The organism is Paenibacillus sp. YPG26, assembly GCF_023704175.1.
In the GTDB taxonomy this organism is placed as follows: Bacteria; Bacillota; Bacilli; order Paenibacillales; family Paenibacillaceae; genus Fontibacillus.
On sequence record NZ_CP084530.1, the window covers coordinates 3,310,295 to 3,330,000 of the forward strand.

A 19,706-nucleotide genomic window follows, 5' to 3' on the forward strand; every position below is an offset into this window, starting at 1 on the left:
CTTATCTCCGGTCGATCCTCACGGGAAGCCGTGTACACCGATCCTCCAATTCTTTCATCATGCTAACACGCTTGCTTTACAGCGTCACCGCAAATCCGTCTAGGGATTACCGCAATTCCATTGCGGACATTCCTATCCCTGCTTTCGGTTCGGCTATACAGACCATCCCTTAGAATTGTTAGTATCTTCGTTCAGCATCCCATGTCCCCGGCAGAAATAGATCCTGAAATTAGAAAGGCGGCTGAATCCCTGGTCTTCACCAGAAATCAGCCGCCTCGGACAATCTCTTAACCCACACTGACCCTACGCTCCTCGTAAGCCAGCGGTATTTTAATATCAATATGCAGCCCTTGACCGGGCTTGGACCTCAGCCGGAACGTTCCTTCGAGACTCGCTACCCGCTCCTGAATTCCCCACAGACCCATGTGGGAATAGGACGATGTCAGCTTGCTAGTATCCATGCCGATCCCGTTATCCCGGTACACAAGCTTAATGCTGCTATTTGTACTTCGGAAATACAAATCAACGTGTGTGGCATCCTGTGCATGCTTGACCGCGTTCTGCATCAGTTCCTGTACAATCCTGTACAAAGTCAGCTCCTGCTGCTCCTCGAGCCCGGCATGGAAGCCGTCGGTCTGGAACTCAATAGCCAGGTTCGTGCGAAGTCTGATCTGACTGAGCATCTGCTCTATGGCCTCTACTAGACCCATTTCTTTGAGAAATGGCGGCCGCAGCTCGTTGCACGTCTCCCGAATCTGGGCAACCACATCCAGCATGCCGTCACGGATTTCCTCCAGTTCCTCACGCCGCGGCCTGTCTTGATCCCAGCTGCTAAGCAGACTCTCCAGCTTCCGATAGAGCAGCAATTGGTCCTGCAGAGCGCTGTCATGCAGATCTGAACTTAGACGCTTGCGTTCGTTCTCCGAAATGGTGAACAACAACCTGAGCAGCCATGTTGGTGTCCTACCTGGGGAGGTAATGCTCTCTTCCAACTGACCGGCAAAGTCCTGGGTCAGCCGTAGATTGATGTAGAGTATGGATGCATAATTCAGCATCGCTTGCAGCCAGGCCACCTCGTCCGGATTCAGCTGCGTCCGGTTGTACTTGCTCCCGAACCACAGGAGCTGCTGCCTGCCCTGGGCTTCTCCATACAGCAGGCAGGTTCCGGCATCCACTGGAATAAAGCTCCCCGCCTGCGCATTCGCCGCCATTGCAGCTATGCTCTCCAGCTGGTGACTCTCCGGACCTGTTCCCTGCTGCCGTTTGACCTGTATGCCTTCGGCCGAGCTCTCCAGAAGAGCAATGGAGCTCACCCGCAGCTTCGCCTCAATCTCCTGCATCATCGCGAGCTCCAGGTCGGCCGCATTCTTGATCCGGGTGGACCTGTCGAGCAGCTGCTCAGCTGGAGTTGCTTCAGCTGGTTTCTTTGACATATACCGTCGTATCCTTAGATGGAGATAGTCTTTGTAATAGAGAAAGGCAACCAGACTAGAATAGATCAACAGGAAGGTCTCCAGCCATTTCACTGTATCATTACCGTTCCCCTGCCAGATCAGAATCATAACGGCAACCAGTGCAATCGATGGCCATAACGCCAGCAATCCATAGTGCCGCAGACGATGAAGGACAAATTGGATATCGATAATTTCTTTTACCTTGAGTAAGTAGAAGAAAATAACCGGAACGGCTATGACCGAGTAACCGGCAACATTATCTTCTAGAATACTCGTTCCGAATACAATTCTCGGGAGGGCGTGCAGCAGCAGAAATGGCATATACGCAATCATCTGTGCCGTGAGAATGTATATATGAAAGGTCCGCTCACTGGCACTGCTTTTAACCAAATTACGAATCATAAACAGGATAACCGTCAGCTGCAGAAGGACGAAGAAGCTCAGTACAGTTATGATCTCGAAGTTGTGCGACATACTGGCAAATAGGTTAGTGTACACATACAGCAGCACCCCTACAGTCCAGGAAGCCATATCCCCATACATAATAGTGAGCAGAATACGCGGCACATAAGGGCGAGCCTGCCTTGTGGAGAAGAATTCATATAGAAAATGCAGCAGCAGCACGGGAACTGAGCAAAAAAGAACATATATGCATACAACCCCAAATGGGTCATATCTTGAGGATGCCGCAGAGCATAAATAGCTTAGTCCTACCAGCAGCGCATAGCTTATTAGTAATTTGGTATCCCTTTGTCTTCCTTGCGTCTGGTATGCCCTAAGACTAAGCACAAACAACAAGATGAAGATTAAGCCAGGGTATAGAACGTGTTTGAATAGGGTATGAGAACTATCAAAAGCGGGAATGGGGATTTCTATCCGCTCTCCATCACGTTCAATTGTCATGTGATTGATTAACGAGCTTATTCTATGCGTCTTCACCACAAAAGGATGCTTCTGAACCGGACGCCCATCAAGCGAGATGATCGCGTCCCCTTGCTGAAGTCTTCCGTAAGCCCATGCGTCTTCCTGGGGTCCCTCCTTAATAATCCATTCTCCCGATGAAGTCGGTGTAAGGACAAGGGATATGGCTGGATACCGGACACCAATATATACAAAGTAAGCTGCTAACATGAACACAATAGCAAATACCGCGTAACCTGCACGATGGCCTCTACTCATTAGTCCTCCATAAATTTAACCTATTCGCACTGGTGACTGTTCAAAGGTGAGATCCGTATCCGGCAAGACTTAGGTACGTTTATTTCTCTCTATTCACATCTATTTAATGTTAAATTTACCATAGCCCTAAACCCGGCCACTAGACATATACTGGAAAAAAGCATGGCTCCTTCATAAGGAACCATGCTTCTTAAATGATATCTTCATTCTTGATTAATCCATGCTTCTTGGCTTCAGCAATAGCTTCAAATCTGGATCGCACATGCAATTTCTCAAATATACGTGATAGATGGTATTCCACATTGCGCTGGCTCATGTACAGCAGGTTCGCAATATCTTTATTGCTTTTCCCTAATGCAATTTCCTGCAGAATAGTCTGTTCCTTCTGAGTAATCGAGGTCAGCTCAGATGCTCCGTTAGAATCATGCCCAGGTAATTTAATATCATGTCTTCGAAGCTGTTTCAATAGGGAGGTCGGAATAATAGAGTCCCCTTGAGTGGCATACCGGATCGATTGTATAAGATGCCCCCAGGGGGATGCTTTGCTGACAAAACCGCTAATCCCTGCCTCAATCAGGAGATTGAAATTCGGGGCTATATCGTAACCGCTATATATTAAAATGCACGCACATGAGTGAATTTCGAGCACCCGCTTGGTTAATTCCAGACCACTGATCACCGGCATATTGAGATCAAACAGCATGACATCAAACCGTTCTCCGGCTTCTATCAACGAAAGGGCTTCCATTCCTGAACATACGTCGGTAACGATCATATCCTGCTCCTGCTCAAGCTTCGCTCTCGTGCCATCTCTAGCAGATGGATGATCATCGACAATGAGAATTCTAATCATGCCTGCTCTCTCCTTCTACCTATGGAATGCAACAGCATCAACCATAGACGGACGACACTGGACCATGCTCTTGCAATCAAATAGTACCATACCGCTGCCGGACTGGCTACGAAAAGGAAATTGCGGATTGCCGTAATTGGCATTACGGTATAATCTCTTTTTCAACTAATTTATCATCTCATTCTATCTTTATTCCTTAGTTAAAATGAAATTCAGCTGTTCACTAGAAAATTATTAGCAAACCAATATGATTCCTCTTATAATAATAGAAAATTCCTATCATTTTGATTGTGATACCAAATATGGAGGGCATCTGATGGAACTGAAGCAGTTGGAATACTTTTTGGCTTTATGTCAGGAATTGCACTTTACCCGTGCTGCCGAGAAGCTCGGTATCACCCAGCCCTCACTTAGCCAGCAGATTCGTCTGCTTGAGCACGAGATCGGCATGCCTCTCTTTGACCGTATCGGTAAGAAAACGATGCTTACTGAGGCAGGTCGAGCGCTTCAGCATCATGGATATAATGTGTTTCATGAACTCACACAGGCACGGGCAGTAATTAGCGAACTACAAGGTTTGAAAAGAGGTACGTTAAAAATTGGCGCGCTTCTGACCGTTGTCAATTACTTGCTTCCTCCAACGGTACTGGGATTCCACAACAGCTACCCCAATGTAGAGCTGTCTGTACTCGGGCTGCGAACCGGTGATATCTATACCGGATTACTGCAAAATGAAATTGATCTAGGTATTGTTTTGTTGCCGATGGAGCATGAAGATCTTGAAACCATCCCTCTTTATAAGGAAACCCTTGCCCTTGCGGTATCGGTAGATCACCCGATCGCCCAAGCAGCGTTTGTAACGCTCGATATTTTACAAGAACTGCCCTCCGTTTTATTGCCAAATACTTATTTCTTACGGCAGCTAATTAATGAACAGTGTCAATCACTGGCATTCACGCCTCAACCAGTGCTAGAAATGACCACCATGGAATCGATTGTAACCATGGTTAGCAAGGGGCTCGGTGTTACTGTCCTGCCAAAAGGTTACCTGGATTATATTAACAACCCGCATATTTGCACGATTCCACTTGAAAATCCGGTAATCACTACGCAAATTGGTGTTGTATATCGTAAAAATAAACATTTATGTGCAGCTAGTCGTGTCTTTATAGAGCAATTAGTTTCAACTGTAAATACAGGTGGCACCGCTCAATAATGGACCTTGATCGAGGCAGTATGTTCAGGGCATTCTTGAAGTGTTGCTTCGTGGGTAAGATACTTTCGTATCATCTGGCAATAGTGAGGGGCTGCTTTATCACCGGCATTCGGGAGAAAGTAAATACAGCCTAAACAGGGTTCCGATACAACGAGATGCCCCTTCTTTTGCAAGCTAGAGACCATATAGTCAAGCGCTGTCTCGAAATGCCGCAGCAGATCCTCCGATATAGGCAGGAGGGCATCTTCCAGTAGATGTCCCCAATTATCAAGCTTGTTAACGATCTCCTTTCCCTTTACGGTTAAAGAGAGCAAGGTAACTCGACGATCTTCGGCTTTTTGCGCTTTCTTAATCAGTTCCCTTCTCACTAATCCATTGAGTATTTTTACAGCAGTTACATGAGTCGTACCAATCATATTGGCGAGATTGCCCACCGTAGCCACATCGCTTCGTGTGTGAGCAGTGAACAGTAATGCTTGGATTTGTACAGGAGATAATCCCATAGTATCGCTCTCAGCCTGTGTCATTTTTTTAATCGCCTGAAATATCCGTAACAAGGCCATTCCGACACGCGCTGAGCGATTATCCTTTCGATATTGAGGATCATATATCATGGCATGCCTTACCTTTCATATTCATCTTATGATTATGAAGACTCATTAGAATATATTGCAAAAGAAGGTGCCACTAAGGGCACCTTCTTTTGCGGTGTTTAAGCTTTTACATCCTCAAGACTTGCACCAAAATTGATATGATACACAATTCCGTCAACCACCAAAGCTGGAACGGATTTAACACCTGCCCTCTCCGCTTCTTCAATCCGGTTTCGCTCTGTACCCAGATGCACAATCTCTGCAGCAACTTTCGATTTGTCTAAGTAATCAACCACCAATTGCTCTGCACTTACACACACTGGACAACCTGCATGATAAAAAACTGCCTGTGACATTAACATCCACTCCTTCATTTAATGTAGCTTTGCTACTTAATTAGATTCTATAGAAGGAGTTAGACATGATCAATTTAGAATTGCTTATCGTTATCATAGGTAAACGTAATGGTTATTCAGCTAATTTTCCATTCTTCATCTCATTATCCTTATCCTAAAATGAAAAAAGTCGAGCATATCCTAGGACTAACCCTAGGATTGCTCGACTCATTTTAATGGGTTCCAGACTACTGGTTCCACATTTTTTATCACTGGACCAATGTGATCCTATTACCCCGCTGTCTTACTCTACCGTCACACTCTTCGCCAGGTTACGTGGTTTATCCACATCGTGGCCAAGTGCCAGTGAAGCATAGTAGGACAACAATTGCAGAGGGATTACGGACAGTGCCGGTGTGAACAACGGCAGCGTCTTAGGAATCGCGAAAGCTTGATCTACGGATTTCAGAAGGCTGGCAACATGCTCTTCATGCGTAATTACCATTACGTCTGCACCGCGGGCTTTCACTTCCTTGATGTTGCTCACTGTTTTCTCAAGAACGGAGTCTTGAGTTGCCAGGGCAATCACCGGAATTCCATCTTCAATCAGGGCAAGCGTTCCGTGCTTCAATTCACCTGCAGCATAAGCCTCGGAGTGAATATAAGAGATTTCTTTCAGCTTCAGTGAACCTTCTTGGGCAACGGCATAATCCAGGCCGCGTCCGATGAAGAACAAGTGCTGGTTGTGAGAAATTTGCTCTGCATAAGCTTGAATAGCGTCAGAGTTCTCAAGCATGCTTTCAACCTGCTCAGGCAGTGCCTGGATCGCAGAAATCATGTGAGCAACCTCGTCCTCGGATTGCGTGCCGCGAACCTGTGCAAGGTACAAGCCAAGCAGATAGAACGCGATCAGCTGTGAAGAGTAAGCTTTAGTCGAGGCTACAGCGATCTCTGGACCAGCCAGTGTTACAAGCACATCATCAGCGTCACGAGCGATGGAGCTGCCAACAACGTTGGTTACGGCAAGAACGTGTGCGCCGTTCGCTTTCGCTTCACGAAGTGCAGCGAGTGTATCCGCAGTCTCGCCGGACTGGCTTACTACGATAACCAAAGTATCAGGAGTGATCAATGGTGAACGGTAGCGGTACTCTGATGCCACATCGTTATATACCGGAATGCGAACCAGTTGTTCAATTACTGTTCCACCCACCAGACCAGCATGGTAAGCTGTTCCGCAGGCTACGATATGAACGTTCTGAATCTGGTTGATCCGTTCTGGTGTTAGATTTAGATCCTTCAGCACTACCTTGCGGCCGGACTCGTCAACACGTCCCCGGATCGTATCACGGTAAGCTTTAGGCTGTTCATGGATTTCTTTGAGCATGAAATGATCAAATCCGCCTTTTTCTGCTGTAACAGCATCCCAATCGACATGAATCATTTCCCGAGAAATAAAGTTCCCTTCAATTGTCATCAATTCGACAGAATCCTGTGTCAGAACGGCCATTTCACCGTCATTAAGGATATAGACATTACGTGTATACTTGAGGATAGCAGGGATATCAGAACCGATAAAGTTCTCCCCTTCTCCCAGACCGATAATAAGCGGGCTTGCTTGACGTACAGCTACCAGTTTATGCGGCTCATACTCAGTTAACACACCAAGTGCGAACGCTCCGCGCATATAGGTAATTGCTTTTTGAACAGCTTTAACGATATCGCCATCATATTCACGAGCAACCAGGTGAGAGATTACCTCAGTGTCTGTCTCTGACACGAATACGTGTCCTTGACCGATCAATTCCTCTTTCAGCTCCAGATAGTTCTCAACGATTCCGTTATGAACAACGGAGAACTTCTCGCTGTTATCTGTATGAGGATGGGAATTCACGTCAGACGGCTTACCATGAGTTGCCCAGCGTGTATGTCCGATACCCGCAGAACCAACAAGCGGTGCGGATTCAAGCTTGGACTCCAAGTTAGCCAGACGGCCAATTGATTTGCTGATCTGCAGACCTTGCGATGTGAACACAGCGATTCCGGCAGAGTCATACCCACGATACTCAAGCTTCTTCAGACCGTCGATCAAAACTGATTGTGTATCTCTTTTCCCGATATACCCGACAATACCACACATTTTATAAAATCCTCCGTTTCATTATCTCATCAATTTTTGGTTGAATGGACATAGGAAGCGGATGACCGCGCAGCAGTCTGGAGCGAGAGTGTATTTTATTTTATAATGAAAATTTTCTGATAAGACCAAGTATTTTCATGAATGTACATTCTTCTCCACTACTACGAATCAACCACAATCTCTTACGTACATTCATAGAATTATATCGAACACGATGTGAACTAAGCGATGAATACGTATCATCTTGTTCTTAGATCCATCTCTACTATTGTGGCATCGGTCGGTAAGGTTGTTAGTACAGTCGCCCATACCTTTTGCTTATCCGACTTACGGTTAGATGCAATTACCGGGAGGCCCCCGCCGAACATTTCGAACACCTCCACCTCGTCAGCTTCGATTGCCGTGGATACCCGTATAACTTAACTACGGTTGTCCTTCCCGCGCGAATCCGAAGCTCTGGCGCTTATTTAGACCGCAACCTCACTGCCCTCCCTTTCTTTCTAGGAATAATGTTATTATATGCACCCCACTAGCAATTTGCAATGGCATGAAGGCCCATCCCGTGAAAATGCGACTTTCAGACCCGTAAAAAAACCGCCGGAACAGTAAACCCATTCCAGCGGCCTAATTACCTATTAATATAGTATGATTTCTTGGTCCTACACAAGTTCGCGTTCAACCACTTTAGTAATCTGGGATACATACTGTTCCAGTTCAGTTCTATCCGGTCCTTCTGCCATAACGCGGATCAAAGACTCTGTACCTGATGGACGTACCAACACCCGGCCATTGCTGCCAAGCTGCTGCTCCACTACCGTAATGGCTTCTTCAATCGCCTGATTGCCATTGTACTTGCTCTTATCTTGAACACGCACGTTTACCAATACCTGAGGATATTGAACCATCAGCTTCTTCAATTCACTTAGTGGCTTACCGGCATTCTTCATCGTATCCACCAGCTGAATTCCTGTCAGGATGCCATCTCCTGTAGTGTTATAATCCAGGAAAATAACATGACCAGACTGCTCCCCGCCCAGGTTGTACCCACCGCGCAGCATTTCAGCCATAACATAGCGGTCGCCTACAGCTGTTTTTGCTGTATTCAAGCTTAGTTTCTCAGTTGCTTTGTAGAAGCCAAAGTTACTCATCACCGTCGATACAATGGTGCTGCCATTCAATTTGCCCGCACGGTTCATCGCTTCACCACAGATGCACAGGATATGGTCTCCGTCTACTTCCTCACCCTTCTCATCGATGGCAATCAGACGGTCAGCATCTCCATCAAAAGCAAGACCCAGGTCTGCTCCGAGACGTACTACTTCTTCCTTCAATAATTCGGGATGTGTGGATCCGCAGTGATCGTTTATATTAAGCCCTGTTGGCTCGGCTGCAATGGTATAGACCTCCGCTCCAAGTTCACGGAACAGCTTTGGCGCAAGCTCGAAAGCCGCTCCATTTGCGCAGTCCAGTACAATTTTCAAGCCTTCAAAGTTTGAAGAAATCGTTGTTTTCAAGTGATCCAGATATTTATACTTTGACTCGTTATCTACGATCACACTTCCAAGCTTGTCACCGATTGGGCGAGGAAGCTCATCTACTTCCTTATCCAGCAAAGCTTCAATCTGGAGCTCTGTCTCATCAGACAGCTTGAATCCATCACTGCCAAAGAACTTAATCCCATTATCCTCTACCGGATTGTGAGAAGCCGAGATCATTACACCGGCATCTGCCTTCAACAAACGGGTCAGATAAGCGACAGCCGGAGTGGAGACAATTCCAATACGAATGACGTCCGCTCCAATCGACAATAGACCCGCAACAAGTGCTGATTCCAGCATCACACCCGAGATACGGGTATCCATACCAATAATCACTCTTGGTTTCTCCACTTGTCCTGCCAGTACATACCCGCCAGTACGGCCGATTCGGTAAGCAAGCTCTGCAGTCAATTCCTTATTCGCTACTCCACGTACTCCATCTGTTCCAAAATACTTGCCCACAATTACTCACTCCTCCAGATAAATGGTTTCTCATCCATGACTTACTTGTTTTTATTTTACCTCAATACTGTTTCTGTTTCTAAGGTTCCTTCACAGTCTGGTCTGGATTACTGCCTGAGTCCCTAGCAGCATCATTACTCTCAGTTCCCTGATCTGGCTCTGAATTCACACCCTGTCCGCTACTCCGGTCCGTATCTGTATCCGAAGGCGTTGAAGTTACCGGTTTAGCACGATCCTTAACTTCAACTTCGACTTTCACATCGGCGCCGCCTGTTAAGGAGACGAACTTCGGCAGCTTAATCGTAGGGGTAACCTTGTGAATCCCTTGTCCAAGACCGGATACATCGACACTAATAGCAAAGTCCCCTGCCTGAATTGACTTCAGCACTTCATCCGAACCCTGCACCGTCAAAGACAATTTTGTATTCGCCGGACTCAGAACTTTGACTGTCGTCTTCTCGCTCTGATTCTTGATCGTAACCGGAATGTCATTCACTGTCTTCTCACCCAAAGGCGCAGTTTTGACAACGACCTTTACAGAGCTCGGCTCGATTTTCTCAGAACCATTCGGCGGAGTCAAGTCCAATGAGTATTCAGTCGTGGTTGGACCCCTGAACTTGCTCAGATCCACACTCAGAGTATAGGAATCAATTCCCTCCAACACATCTTTAGTCCCATATATGGCAACTCCCTCAACATCGGCTTGAATTTCAGACAACGCATAGCCTTGCGGAAGCCTTCCCGTCTGCTTAATTTCTATAGGCACCGTTTTGTAGAGCTTGTTCATGGGTACATCGACCTGTATAGATGACGGACTAATCTCCGCATCCGGAATCACTCGTCCATTCTTATCATATGCTTTAAGCTTGACGGATTTGCCTTCTAGAGGTTCCTGGGCCTCGCTTACATCCACAATGCCCTCAACCTTGTGAACCCGCTTAAGCTCACTTTCAGGAAGTGTGACGCTTACCTTCCCATCATTCTCCAGAATTGGGGTCCCCAGTTGCAGTCCTCCATCCGGAACTCCTTTTAGCACAACGCTCGCGCTATATGTCTTGGTCCGTTTGGCTTCAATCGTTACCTTGACGCTTGAAGGGGTTTGGGATACCAATTCCACTCCATAGGGGAGTTCAGCAGTTAATGGTACCATAGTCGTACCCGGACCTACATTCTCCAAGTTCAATTTCACCCTATAGTCGGTAAATACGGTAGTGATATTAGAGCGCTTGCCTTTAACTTCAAGGCTCACAACCTTGGGGTCCATATCCCTCAATACATACGATTTATCATCAAAACCGACCACTTCCACTTTAATATCATTGATGGTCTTAACATCGATCAAAGAAGCTGCTGTATTGCCTGGCGTATTACTGTCCAAATGTACCATTGCCCATAACAACACACTCACACACAGTGCTATAATTTTGGCAATCGTATTATTATTGAACCACTTATCCATTCTTGTGCCCCCCCTTCAGCTTCCAGAACGGGGGCTTCTTATCCTTATTTGCCGTACTTGGGCTGAGCTCTTCATAGAGCTTGGAGATCAGAGACTCTTCATTGATACCTCGCACAACCTGCCCATTAATCGCAAGCGAGATTTGACCTGTCTCCTCTGATACAACTACAGACACTGCATCGGCGACCTCACTGATCCCAATCGCAGCACGATGTCTTGTTCCCAGCTCTTTACTAATGAAGGGGTTCTCGGAGAGTGGCAAATAACAGGCTGCCGCGGCAATCCGATGCTCCTGAATAATAATGGCTCCATCATGAAGAGGGGTATTCGGAATAAATATATTAATCAGCAGTTCGGAGGTAATCACCGACTGGGTTGGGATTCCTGACTCTTTATACTCATTAAGACCCGTATTACGTTCAAATACAATTAACGCCCCAATCTTTCCACGGGATAAATAATTAACCGCCTTAATAATCTCGCCGATCTCCCGGCTGAATTCTTCTTCATCTGCAGTCGTCCGTCCGAATAATTTACCACGGCCAAGCTGCTCCAGCGCCCTTCTTAACTCAGGCTGGAAGATAATGAACACAGCAAGCACACCAAACGTGAACATCTGATTCATCAACCATTTGAGGGTATAGAGATCGAACCAGGTGCTTGCCGCCCAGATCACAACCAGCACCAGAATGCCTTTCAGCAGCTGAACGGCTCTGGTTCCCCGTACAAGTAGAATCAAGTGATAAATAATATACGTTACGATCAGGATATCTATTGCATCCTTAATGGACTCCTGCCATGTTAAGTCCGAAAAGTAATTCATACGGTAACCCCCGGTTTTCCCTTTTAGCGAGCTTATAAGTCTTATGTTGTCCCCTAAACTCTAGGTTATAACGATCGAACTTCAGTTGCAAGCTTCTTTGTCCTAGACTGGCCAAAATGTGTGTATTTCGCCATTAAATACATAAAGAGCGCCTCTCCATAGAGCGGCGCCCTTACAATTGTTACTTAATCCTGTTATCGGTAGGCGACTTCAGTGAATGTATTTGTAATCTTGTACCAGATCCAATCAAGCGCTTGATCGATACTCTTGACATCGCCAGATATTTTGGCCGTTGAAGCCTGATATAGGGAACCATCAATAACCGTAAGATTCCCATCCACTTCTCCGTAGATCTGAGCCTTTCCATTCTCCACTGTCAAATCCCCAGCAATGGTCTTCCCATTTGGAACAATCACGGTCCTGCCTTCAATAACAACCTGGTCCAGTCCGGCGCCTTTAACAATCAACTGGTCATCGGCCTTCCAGAGTGACATTGTGCTAAAGAGCATCACAAAGAGGAACATGGCCACTGCCGTAAGTGCGGGATGTCTCTTGATCCATTTCATCCACACACGCTGTCTGCGCTTCCCTGGAATCTCACGCATAATCCGTTCTACAAGCTCATCTGAAGCGGAAGGCACCGAGCTCTTAACAGCATGGAAAAGCATCATTTCCGTTTGTTCCAGCTCTTGAAAATGCATATTACAGGACGGACATTGCACCAGATGTTTCTTTAGTTCCAGAGCTTGCGCCCGTTCTAAATCTTCATCCAGGTAGTCATGCATTAAAGAGGCAGCTTGTTTGCAATCCATATGAGCCAATCCTTTCCGTTGAAGTCTGCATGGAATATAAGCACAATTCTAAGAGCCATTCCATTTATATAGACACTATTCTTGCAGTCAAAGTGCAAAGCGTTTAGGTATACTCTTTAAATACGCTTCACTATGTATATCGTTTCAACTTTTTTATTAACCTTTTCAGACATGCTTATTCTCCAATTTTTTGCGCAAAAACTCACGCCCTCGGTGCACACGGGTCTTGACCGTTGTTACGGGCATACCCAGCACATCACTAATCTCCTGCAGAGACAGCTCCTGAAGATATCTAAGGACCATGACCGATTTGTATTTGGCCGGCAGGCTCTCCATTGCGGTATGTATCGTCTCCCGGGTCTCTGATACCAGGTATTCACTCTCCGGTGTCCGATGGTCCCCAGGGATTAAGGTATACCCATCCATGCCCTCCTGATCATTCATTTCCGCATCAAGGGAGTAGCTCGGCTTTCTCTTCCTCAGACGATCTATACACAAATTCGTAGCAATACGATATATCCAGGTAGAGAACTTCTGATTCTCATCATAACGCATCCAGTTCTTATGTACCCTGAGAAAAGTTTCCTGCACAATATCCTCGGCTTCATGCCGGTTATTCAGCATACGATAGGCCAAGTGAAACAATTTATCTTTATAAATATCTACAATTTCTGCAAAAGCGCCTTGATCCCCTTTACGGGCCAGCTTTGCAAGTCTCGTATCATAATTGTCAATCATTCAATTTTCCCCCAGATCCGCCAAAACGGTCTCTTGCCGGTTCCAAGCCATGCTTTATGGATTATAATAGCGGGTTAGACCGCTTAAGAACGTACGTAGTTGCATGTCCCGGCACTTCATTCAAATGGTAATTCAAGTTCTCTCAAATTGCAAGCGCACATCCGAACTTCCCTGCCTAAGCTCAATAAAAGAGCCGTGTCCTTAACGCGACACGGCTCAATATGATTTCCAGATGTGTAAATGGGCTGTTCAATCAGCCTGTATTTCTAAGTCCCGCAGCAATACCGTTGATCGTAAGAAGAACCTCACGCAGTAGAATAGGATCGTCTCCGCCCTGTTCTCTAATCGTGCGCAGCTCTGTCAACAGTTGAACCTGCAGATAGCTAAGCGGATCTACATACGGGTTACGCTGGCGAATCGATTCCTGCAGGGCAGGTTCATTATCCAGCATCTCCTGTTCTCCTGTAATCTTGAGAATCAAGCTCTTCGTCAGATTGAACTCTTCTTCAATCTGCTTGAAGATGCGGTTCTTCACCGTATCATCACTGCACATATTAGCGTACTCTGAAGCGATGATCAGATCTGCCTTAACCACAGCGAACTGCAGTGTATCAATCAATGAACGGAAGAACGAGAAGTTAGCATACATTTCCTGCAGGACCTTCAGCTTCTCATCATCGTTATCGTAAAAGTCTTGAATTCCAGTACCTGCCGCATACCAGGCCGGGAATAAATAACGGCTCTGCGTCCAAGCGAATACCCAAGGAATCGCGCGTAAATCCTCAAACCGGTCACTGTTCTTCCGCTTGGAAGGACGGGAACCGATATTAAGCTCACCCACTTCACCAAGTGGAGTGGATTCCTTGAAGAATTTAAGGAAGTCAGGCTCACGGAATACCAGATCCTGATACTTGTTAAGGGATACTTCAGACATTTGTCTGATAATAGCTTCCCATTTCTCCTCATCCAAGTCACTTTGCTGAGGCTGACGGGCAAGCACCGCTTGGGTTAGCAAAGCGGATGTTGCCTGCTCAAGGCTGCGATAAGCAATCCCTTTCAGGGAATATCTTGATGAGATTACTTCACCTTGCTCCGTAATCTTGATTCCTCCGCCTACTGTATGCGGCGGCTGTGCTAGGATACTGCGGTTCAGCGGCATGCCTCCACGTCCCAGAGCACCTCCGCGTCCATGGAAGAATTTCAGCTTCACGCCGAAATCTGCTGCTGTAGCCGTGATTTGTTTGAGGGCTACACGAAGCTCCCAATTCGCTGTTACTACACCGCCATCCTTGTTGCTGTCGGAGTAGCCCAGCATAATCTCTTGAAGATCCCCCATTGCAGCCACAGACTGTCTATATACTGGCATATCGAACAACTGGCGCATAATAGCAGGAGCCGCATGCAGATCATCAATCGTCTCGAAGAGCGGCACAGACTGAAGTGTACATATAACACTGCCATCTGTTTCTCTACGAATCAATCCGACTTCTTTGGCAAATACCATAACCTCCAGGATGTCACTTGCCGCCTCTGTCATACTGATCAGATAGCTGCTGATACAGTGCTCACCAAATTCCTGTTGAGCCAGGAATACTGTACGGTAGACATTTAAGCACTCTGTTGTACTTTCGCTGTATTCCTGATAAGGCGATGTCAAAGGTCTAGGGTCATTAAGAATACGTTCGAGCAGTTCGACCTTCTGGTCCTCACTCAACTCTCCGTAGTTCTCTGCAATTTTCATGTGAGCAAGAATCTCAGTCATCGCATTCTCATGCTCCTGACTGTGCTGACGGATATCCAGCTTGGCTGTATGGAAGCCAAACAGCTCTACCTGACGGATCATGTAACGGATATGCGTGTCTGCCACATAATCAGCATAGTGATGACGCAGACTGCGGTCAATAACATTCAAATCTTCAATCAGCTCTTCAACGCTATTGTAACGTTCACTTGAATCCTTCTTGGATTCATCGATAACATTGTGCAGCTTCTCTGTCATATAAGTCAGTTTGACCCGATAAGGCTCTTTCTCATTACGCCATTGAGGTGTCTTGTTCAGTGTGACAATCTCCCGGTCTTTCTGGATGGAAGCCAGCAGTTCATCCGTCACATTAACAATCGTAGTGCTGAAGCTTAAGTAGCGGAACAATTCAGCCAAAATGCGCTGATACTCACGCACAGCCAGCTTACGCTGCATTAACAGGGTCTCCCAGGTTACTTCCGCTGTAACGGAAGGGTTACCATCGCGGTCTCCCCCAATCCATGAACCAAAACGCAGATAGGTCGGCACATGCCAGTTATGCTCAGGGTAATACTTCGTCAAGCAGCGTTCCAGCTCTTGATATACATCAGGCAGCACATGGAACAATGTCTCGTGGAAGTAGTACATACCGTTTCTTACCTCATCAAGCACTGTAGGCTTACGGTCACGAAGCTCATCCGTCTGCCATAGAGTGATTACTTCATTCAGCAGTTTTTCACGAAGCTGCTCACGTTCTCTAAAAGTCAAAGTCGGATTATCCAGCTGCATTACGTCATCTGCAATCCGTTTGTGAATATCAAGGATCGCACGGCGCATCGCTTCCGTTGGGTGAGCAGTCATGACAAGCTCTAGAGACAGGCCTTGTAAAATATCCTGTACTTCATCATAAGAGAAGCCTCGTTCTTTAAGGTCTTTGACCGAATCCTCAATAGATCCAGGTTGGACCGTCTCCCCGGCAGAGCGCTCATAGTCACGCTTGCGGCGAATACGATGATTCTGCTCGGCAATGTTAACCAGCTGGAAATAAACAGCAAAGGCCCGAATAACTTGATGTCGGATGTCCGGCTCAAGCGTATTAATAATCTGTTTGAATTCTTCATGCAGTTCGGGTAAAAATACGGCTCTAAGTGACTTGCTGGCTTCACGTATCTTTTCGACAATATCTAAGAGTTCGTTACCGCCTTGGTGTACAAGGACTTCTCCCAAAATATTGCCCAAAAAACGAATATCACGCCGCAGCAGGTTGTTGGAATTGCTTTTGTTTGCGGTTACCGCTAGTTCTGTCATGCTTCTCCTCCCACTTCATCCTGTTTCCGTCTTTATAATGCCTTTTTACATAATACAATAAACTGTGCCTAAAATCTTCTTTTTATTTATTAAAACAAGGCTGCAGTAACAGCCAAGGTGTTAAATCATTTAAATATTTACTCATTTTTTTGTATTATTATAGCCCATAGGCGGAACTTACCATGCCCTCATAATCGAGACATATCACGAAAAAGCTGGACATCTCTATCACTGAGTGCAAGTTACATTCATTGTATAAAAACACAACCCAAATCATAATCAATGCGTTGATACGTCAAAGCAGTAAAATCAGAGGGTAAAAATAAAACCATTATAACAAAAAACATCATCGCTTACGATGATGCTGCTCATGAGTTATGGAGCGGGTGATGGGAATCGAACCCACGCTATTAGCTTGGAAGGCTAAAGTTCTACCATTGAACTACACCCGCACCGAAAGAAAATAATGGTCGGGACGACACGATTTGAACATGCGACCCCCTGGTCCCAAACCAGGTGCTCTACCAAGCTGAGCTACGTCCCGAAATTAGTGCTGATTATGCAATTATAAGAAAAATGGCGCGCCCTAAGAGATTCGAACTCCTGACCTTTTGATTCGTAGTCAAACGCTCTATCCAGCTGAGCTAAGGGCGCAAAATATGGAGCGGACGACGGGAATCGAACCCGCGACCCTCGCCTTGGCAAGGCGATGCTCTACCGCTGAGCCACGTCCGCAAATGGTGCGCGTGGAGGGACTTGAACCCCCACGTCAAAGACGCTAGATCCTAAGTCTAGTGCGTCTGCCAATTCCGCCACACGCGCACAAGTAACACAATTCACCATGACAATCAAGGTAAATGGTGAGCCATGAAGGACTCGAACCTTCGACACCCTGATTAAAAGTCAGGTGCTCTACCAACTGAGCTAATGGCTCAAAATGGCTGGGGATATAGGATTCGAACCTATGGGTGACGGAGTCAAAGTCCGTTGCCTTACCGCTTGGCTAATCCCCAATGTCTCACATTGGACAGTTTGTCCTCTAAACAAGTTATGGTGGAGGCTGAGGGGATCGAACCCCCGACCCTCTGCTTGTAAGGCAGATGCTCTCCCAGCTGAGCTAAGCCTCCATAAAATAATAATGGATAGTCTGACAATACTTAAACAACATAGTATGTACTGATATGACTTGAACCCTAATGGGTTCTCATCCCCACTTGAAGCTGTTTAATGAAGTGGTGACCCGTAGGGGATTCGAACCCCTGTTACCTCCGTGAAAGGGAGGTGTCTTAACCCCTTGACCAACGGGCCACATTTAAAGTGGTAAATCATCTCGCCATTTAACCAAAAGAAATGGAGCTCTCAACCGGGATCGAACCGGTGACCTCATCCTTACCATGGATGCACTCTACCTACTGAGCTATGAGAGCAATGGCTCCCCGAACAGGACTCGAACCTGTGACAACTCGATTAACAGTCGAGTGCTCTACCAACTGAGCTATCAGGGAATAAAATTAATCGCTTGGCGGCGTCCTACTCTCCCAGGACCCTGCGGTCCAAGTACCATCGGCGCTGGAGGGCTTAACGGTCGTGTTCGGGATGGGTACGCGTGGAACCCCTCCGCCATCGCCACCAAACATGATTTTTCGAAGCTTTCGCTTCTCAAAATCGCTGCGAGAAAATATCTGGCCTTAATAAAAACCCACATCTTCTCCTCAGGCTTGATCACCTGAAAACTAGATACGAAACGAATATGCGTGTTAGATTGTGTCGCTTCCGAAGTTACCCTTCGTGAAGCTGTATTGGATAAGCCCTCGACCGATTAGTACTGGTCAGCTCCATGCATTGCTGCACTTCCACCCCCAGCCTATCTACCTCGTCGTCTTCAAGGGGTCTTACTAATTGGGAAATCTCATCTTGAGGGGGGCTTCACGCTTAGATGCTTTCAGCGCTTATCCCTTCCGCACGTAGCTACCCAGCTGTGCTCCTGGCGGAACAACTGGTGCACCAGCGGTGCGTCCATCCCGGTCCTCTCGTACTAAGGACAGCTCCTCTCAAATTTCCTACGCCCACGACAGATAGGGACCGAACTGTCTCACGACGTTCTGAACCCAGCTCGCGTACCGCTTTAATGGGCGAACAGCCCAACCCTTGGGACCTACTTCAGCCCCAGGATGCGATGAGCCGACATCGAGGTGCCAAACCTCCCCGTCGATGTGGACTCTTGGGGGAGATAAGCCTGTTATCCCCAGGGTAGCTTTTATCCGTTGAGCGATGGCCCTTCCATGCGGTACCACCGGATCACTAAGCCCGACTTTCGTCCCTGCTCGACTTGTCAGTCTCGCAGTCAAGCTCCCTTATGCCTTTGCACTCTTCGAATGATTTCCAACCATTCTGAGGGAACCTTGGGGCGCCTCCGTTACTCTTTAGGAGGCGACCGCCCCAGTCAAACTGCCCACCTGACACTGTCCCCATACCGGATTACGGTACCAGGTTAGAACTCCGATACGATCAGGGTGGTATCCCAACGTTGCCTCCACCGAAGCTGGCGCTCCGGCTTCTTAGGCTCCCACCTATCCTGTACAAATCGTACCCAAGTCCAATATCAAGCTGCAGTAAAGCTCCATGGGGTCTTTCCGTCTTGTCGCGGGTAACCTGCATCTTCACAGGTATTAAAATTTCACCGGATCTCTCGTTGAGACAGCGCCCAAGTCGTTACGCCATTCGTGCGGGTCAGAATTTACCTGACAAGGAATTTCGCTACCTTAGGACCGTTATAGTTACGGCCGCCGTTTACTGGGGCTTCGGTTCATAGCTTCGGGTTACCCCTAACCACTCCCCTTAACCTTCCAGCACCGGGCAGGCGTCAGCCCGTATACTTCGCCTTACGGCTTCGCACAGACCTGTGTTTTTGCTAAACAGTCGCTTGGGCCTTTTCACTGCGGCCCCCTCGTGCTATTCACACTACCGGGGCACCCCTTCTCCCGAAGTTACGGGGTCATTTTGCCGAGTTCCTTAACGAGAGTTCTTCCGCGCGCCTTAGAATTCTCTTCTCGCCTAC

General features: G+C 46.9%; 12 protein-coding genes, 11 tRNA genes and 2 rRNA genes (1 of these 25 cut by a window edge). 1 reads left to right on the forward strand and 24 read right to left on the reverse strand.

Annotated features, from left to right (window positions below; translation table 11 throughout):
- Nucleotides 1-287: 287 nt before the first annotated feature.
- Nucleotides 288-2,633, reverse strand: a complete 2,346-nt coding sequence (locus tag LDO05_RS15700; protein WP_251376286.1) for an ATP-binding protein — start codon at nucleotides 2,631-2,633, stop codon at nucleotides 288-290.
- Nucleotides 2,634-2,823: 190 nt separating this feature from the next.
- On the reverse strand, nucleotides 2,824-3,486 hold the full coding sequence (locus LDO05_RS15705; protein ID WP_251376287.1) for a response regulator transcription factor: 663 nt from the start codon (nucleotides 3,484-3,486) through the stop codon (nucleotides 2,824-2,826).
- Between the two features lie 316 nt (nucleotides 3,487-3,802).
- Between LDO05_RS15705 and LDO05_RS15710 the strand changes: the two genes are divergently transcribed.
- Nucleotides 3,803-4,702 carry a LysR family transcriptional regulator gene (locus LDO05_RS15710; protein ID WP_251376288.1) on the forward strand — a complete coding sequence of 300 codons (900 nt, stop codon included), beginning with the start codon at nucleotides 3,803-3,805 and terminating at the stop codon, nucleotides 4,700-4,702.
- On the opposite strand, the gene LDO05_RS15715 is transcribed toward LDO05_RS15710, so the two are convergent.
- From LDO05_RS15715 to LDO05_RS15820, 22 genes are all read right to left on the reverse strand, one after another.
- Complete coding sequence (locus LDO05_RS15715; protein ID WP_251376289.1) at nucleotides 4,696-5,265, reverse strand: MarR family winged helix-turn-helix transcriptional regulator; 570 nt, start codon at nucleotides 5,263-5,265, stop codon at nucleotides 4,696-4,698. The genes LDO05_RS15710 and LDO05_RS15715 overlap by 7 nt on opposite strands.
- Before the next feature lie 149 nt (nucleotides 5,266-5,414).
- A complete protein-coding gene (locus tag LDO05_RS15720; RefSeq protein ID WP_251376290.1) occupies nucleotides 5,415-5,651 on the reverse strand; it encodes a thioredoxin family protein in 237 nt (78 codons plus the stop codon).
- 283 nt (nucleotides 5,652-5,934) lie between these two features.
- On the reverse strand, nucleotides 5,935-7,767 hold the full coding sequence (gene glmS / locus LDO05_RS15725; protein WP_251376291.1) for a glutamine--fructose-6-phosphate transaminase (isomerizing): 1,833 nt from the start codon (nucleotides 7,765-7,767) through the stop codon (nucleotides 5,935-5,937).
- A 659-nt stretch (nucleotides 7,768-8,426) separates the two neighbouring features.
- Complete coding sequence (gene glmM, locus LDO05_RS15730; protein ID WP_251376292.1) at nucleotides 8,427-9,767, reverse strand: phosphoglucosamine mutase; 1,341 nt, start codon at nucleotides 9,765-9,767, stop codon at nucleotides 8,427-8,429.
- 79 nt (nucleotides 9,768-9,846) lie between these two features.
- Complete coding sequence (locus LDO05_RS15735) at nucleotides 9,847-11,226, reverse strand: CdaR family protein (RefSeq protein ID WP_251376293.1); 1,380 nt, start codon at nucleotides 11,224-11,226, stop codon at nucleotides 9,847-9,849.
- On the reverse strand, nucleotides 11,219-12,049 hold the full coding sequence (cdaA, locus tag LDO05_RS15740; RefSeq protein WP_251376294.1) for a diadenylate cyclase CdaA: 831 nt from the start codon (nucleotides 12,047-12,049) through the stop codon (nucleotides 11,219-11,221). Before cdaA ends, LDO05_RS15735 begins: the two co-directional genes overlap by 8 nt.
- Before the next feature lie 194 nt (nucleotides 12,050-12,243).
- Nucleotides 12,244-12,861, reverse strand: a complete 618-nt coding sequence (locus tag LDO05_RS15745; protein WP_251376295.1) for a zf-HC2 domain-containing protein — start codon at nucleotides 12,859-12,861, stop codon at nucleotides 12,244-12,246.
- 165 nt (nucleotides 12,862-13,026) lie between these two features.
- Nucleotides 13,027-13,599, reverse strand: coding sequence for an RNA polymerase sigma factor SigW (gene sigW / locus LDO05_RS15750; RefSeq protein WP_251376296.1), 573 nt, complete (start codon nucleotides 13,597-13,599; stop codon nucleotides 13,027-13,029).
- Between the two features lie 253 nt (nucleotides 13,600-13,852).
- Nucleotides 13,853-16,648 carry a phosphoenolpyruvate carboxylase gene (gene ppc / locus LDO05_RS15755; RefSeq protein ID WP_251376297.1) on the reverse strand — a complete coding sequence of 932 codons (2,796 nt, stop codon included), beginning with the start codon at nucleotides 16,646-16,648 and terminating at the stop codon, nucleotides 13,853-13,855.
- Nucleotides 16,649-17,026: 378 nt separating this feature from the next.
- A tRNA-Gly gene (locus LDO05_RS15760) sits at nucleotides 17,027-17,100 on the reverse strand.
- Between the two features lie 15 nt (nucleotides 17,101-17,115).
- Nucleotides 17,116-17,192: transfer RNA gene (locus tag LDO05_RS15765), tRNA-Pro, on the reverse strand.
- A gap of 33 nt (nucleotides 17,193-17,225) precedes the next feature.
- Nucleotides 17,226-17,302: transfer RNA gene (locus LDO05_RS15770), tRNA-Arg, on the reverse strand.
- Nucleotides 17,303-17,308: 6 nt separating this feature from the next.
- Nucleotides 17,309-17,383: transfer RNA gene (locus LDO05_RS15775), tRNA-Gly, on the reverse strand.
- Nucleotides 17,384-17,386: 3 nt separating this feature from the next.
- Nucleotides 17,387-17,470, reverse strand: a tRNA-Leu gene (locus LDO05_RS15780).
- Between the two features lie 36 nt (nucleotides 17,471-17,506).
- Nucleotides 17,507-17,582, reverse strand: a tRNA-Lys gene (locus tag LDO05_RS15785).
- Nucleotides 17,583-17,586: 4 nt separating this feature from the next.
- Nucleotides 17,587-17,661 (reverse strand) — tRNA-Gln (locus tag LDO05_RS15790).
- Between the two features lie 38 nt (nucleotides 17,662-17,699).
- Nucleotides 17,700-17,775 (reverse strand) — tRNA-Val (locus tag LDO05_RS15795).
- 106 nt (nucleotides 17,776-17,881) lie between these two features.
- Nucleotides 17,882-17,956 (reverse strand) — tRNA-Glu (locus LDO05_RS15800).
- A gap of 43 nt (nucleotides 17,957-17,999) precedes the next feature.
- Nucleotides 18,000-18,075 (reverse strand) — tRNA-Thr (locus LDO05_RS15805).
- A 2-nt stretch (nucleotides 18,076-18,077) separates the two neighbouring features.
- Nucleotides 18,078-18,153: transfer RNA gene (locus tag LDO05_RS15810), tRNA-Asn, on the reverse strand.
- 12 nt (nucleotides 18,154-18,165) lie between these two features.
- Nucleotides 18,166-18,282: ribosomal RNA gene (rrf, locus tag LDO05_RS15815) — 5S ribosomal RNA — on the reverse strand.
- 165 nt (nucleotides 18,283-18,447) lie between these two features.
- Nucleotides 18,448-19,706: ribosomal RNA gene (locus tag LDO05_RS15820) — 23S ribosomal RNA — on the reverse strand (it continues 1,670 nt past the right edge of the window).

Coding starts and splice junctions, on each gene's coding strand:
- ppc (WP_251376297.1), bottom strand. CDS start 16,648: ATGACAGAACTAGCGGTAACCGCAAACAAAAGCAATTCCAACAACCTG.
- LDO05_RS15705 (WP_251376287.1), bottom strand. CDS start 3,486: ATGATTAGAATTCTCATTGTCGATGATCATCCATCTGCTAGAGATGGC.
- sigW (WP_251376296.1), bottom strand. CDS start 13,599: ATGATTGACAATTATGATACGAGACTTGCAAAGCTGGCCCGTAAAGGG.
- glmS (WP_251376291.1), bottom strand. CDS start 7,767: ATGTGTGGTATTGTCGGGTATATCGGGAAAAGAGATACACAATCAGTT.
- LDO05_RS15700 (WP_251376286.1), bottom strand. CDS start 2,633: ATGAGTAGAGGCCATCGTGCAGGTTACGCGGTATTTGCTATTGTGTTC.
- cdaA (WP_251376294.1), bottom strand. CDS start 12,049: ATGAATTACTTTTCGGACTTAACATGGCAGGAGTCCATTAAGGATGCA.
- LDO05_RS15735 (WP_251376293.1), bottom strand. CDS start 11,226: ATGGATAAGTGGTTCAATAATAATACGATTGCCAAAATTATAGCACTG.
- LDO05_RS15720 (WP_251376290.1), bottom strand. CDS start 5,651: ATGTCACAGGCAGTTTTTTATCATGCAGGTTGTCCAGTGTGTGTAAGT.
- LDO05_RS15715 (WP_251376289.1), bottom strand. CDS start 5,265: ATGGCCTTGTTACGGATATTTCAGGCGATTAAAAAAATGACACAGGCT.
- LDO05_RS15710 (WP_251376288.1), top strand. CDS start 3,803: ATGGAACTGAAGCAGTTGGAATACTTTTTGGCTTTATGTCAGGAATTG.
- LDO05_RS15745 (WP_251376295.1), bottom strand. CDS start 12,861: ATGGATTGCAAACAAGCTGCCTCTTTAATGCATGACTACCTGGATGAA.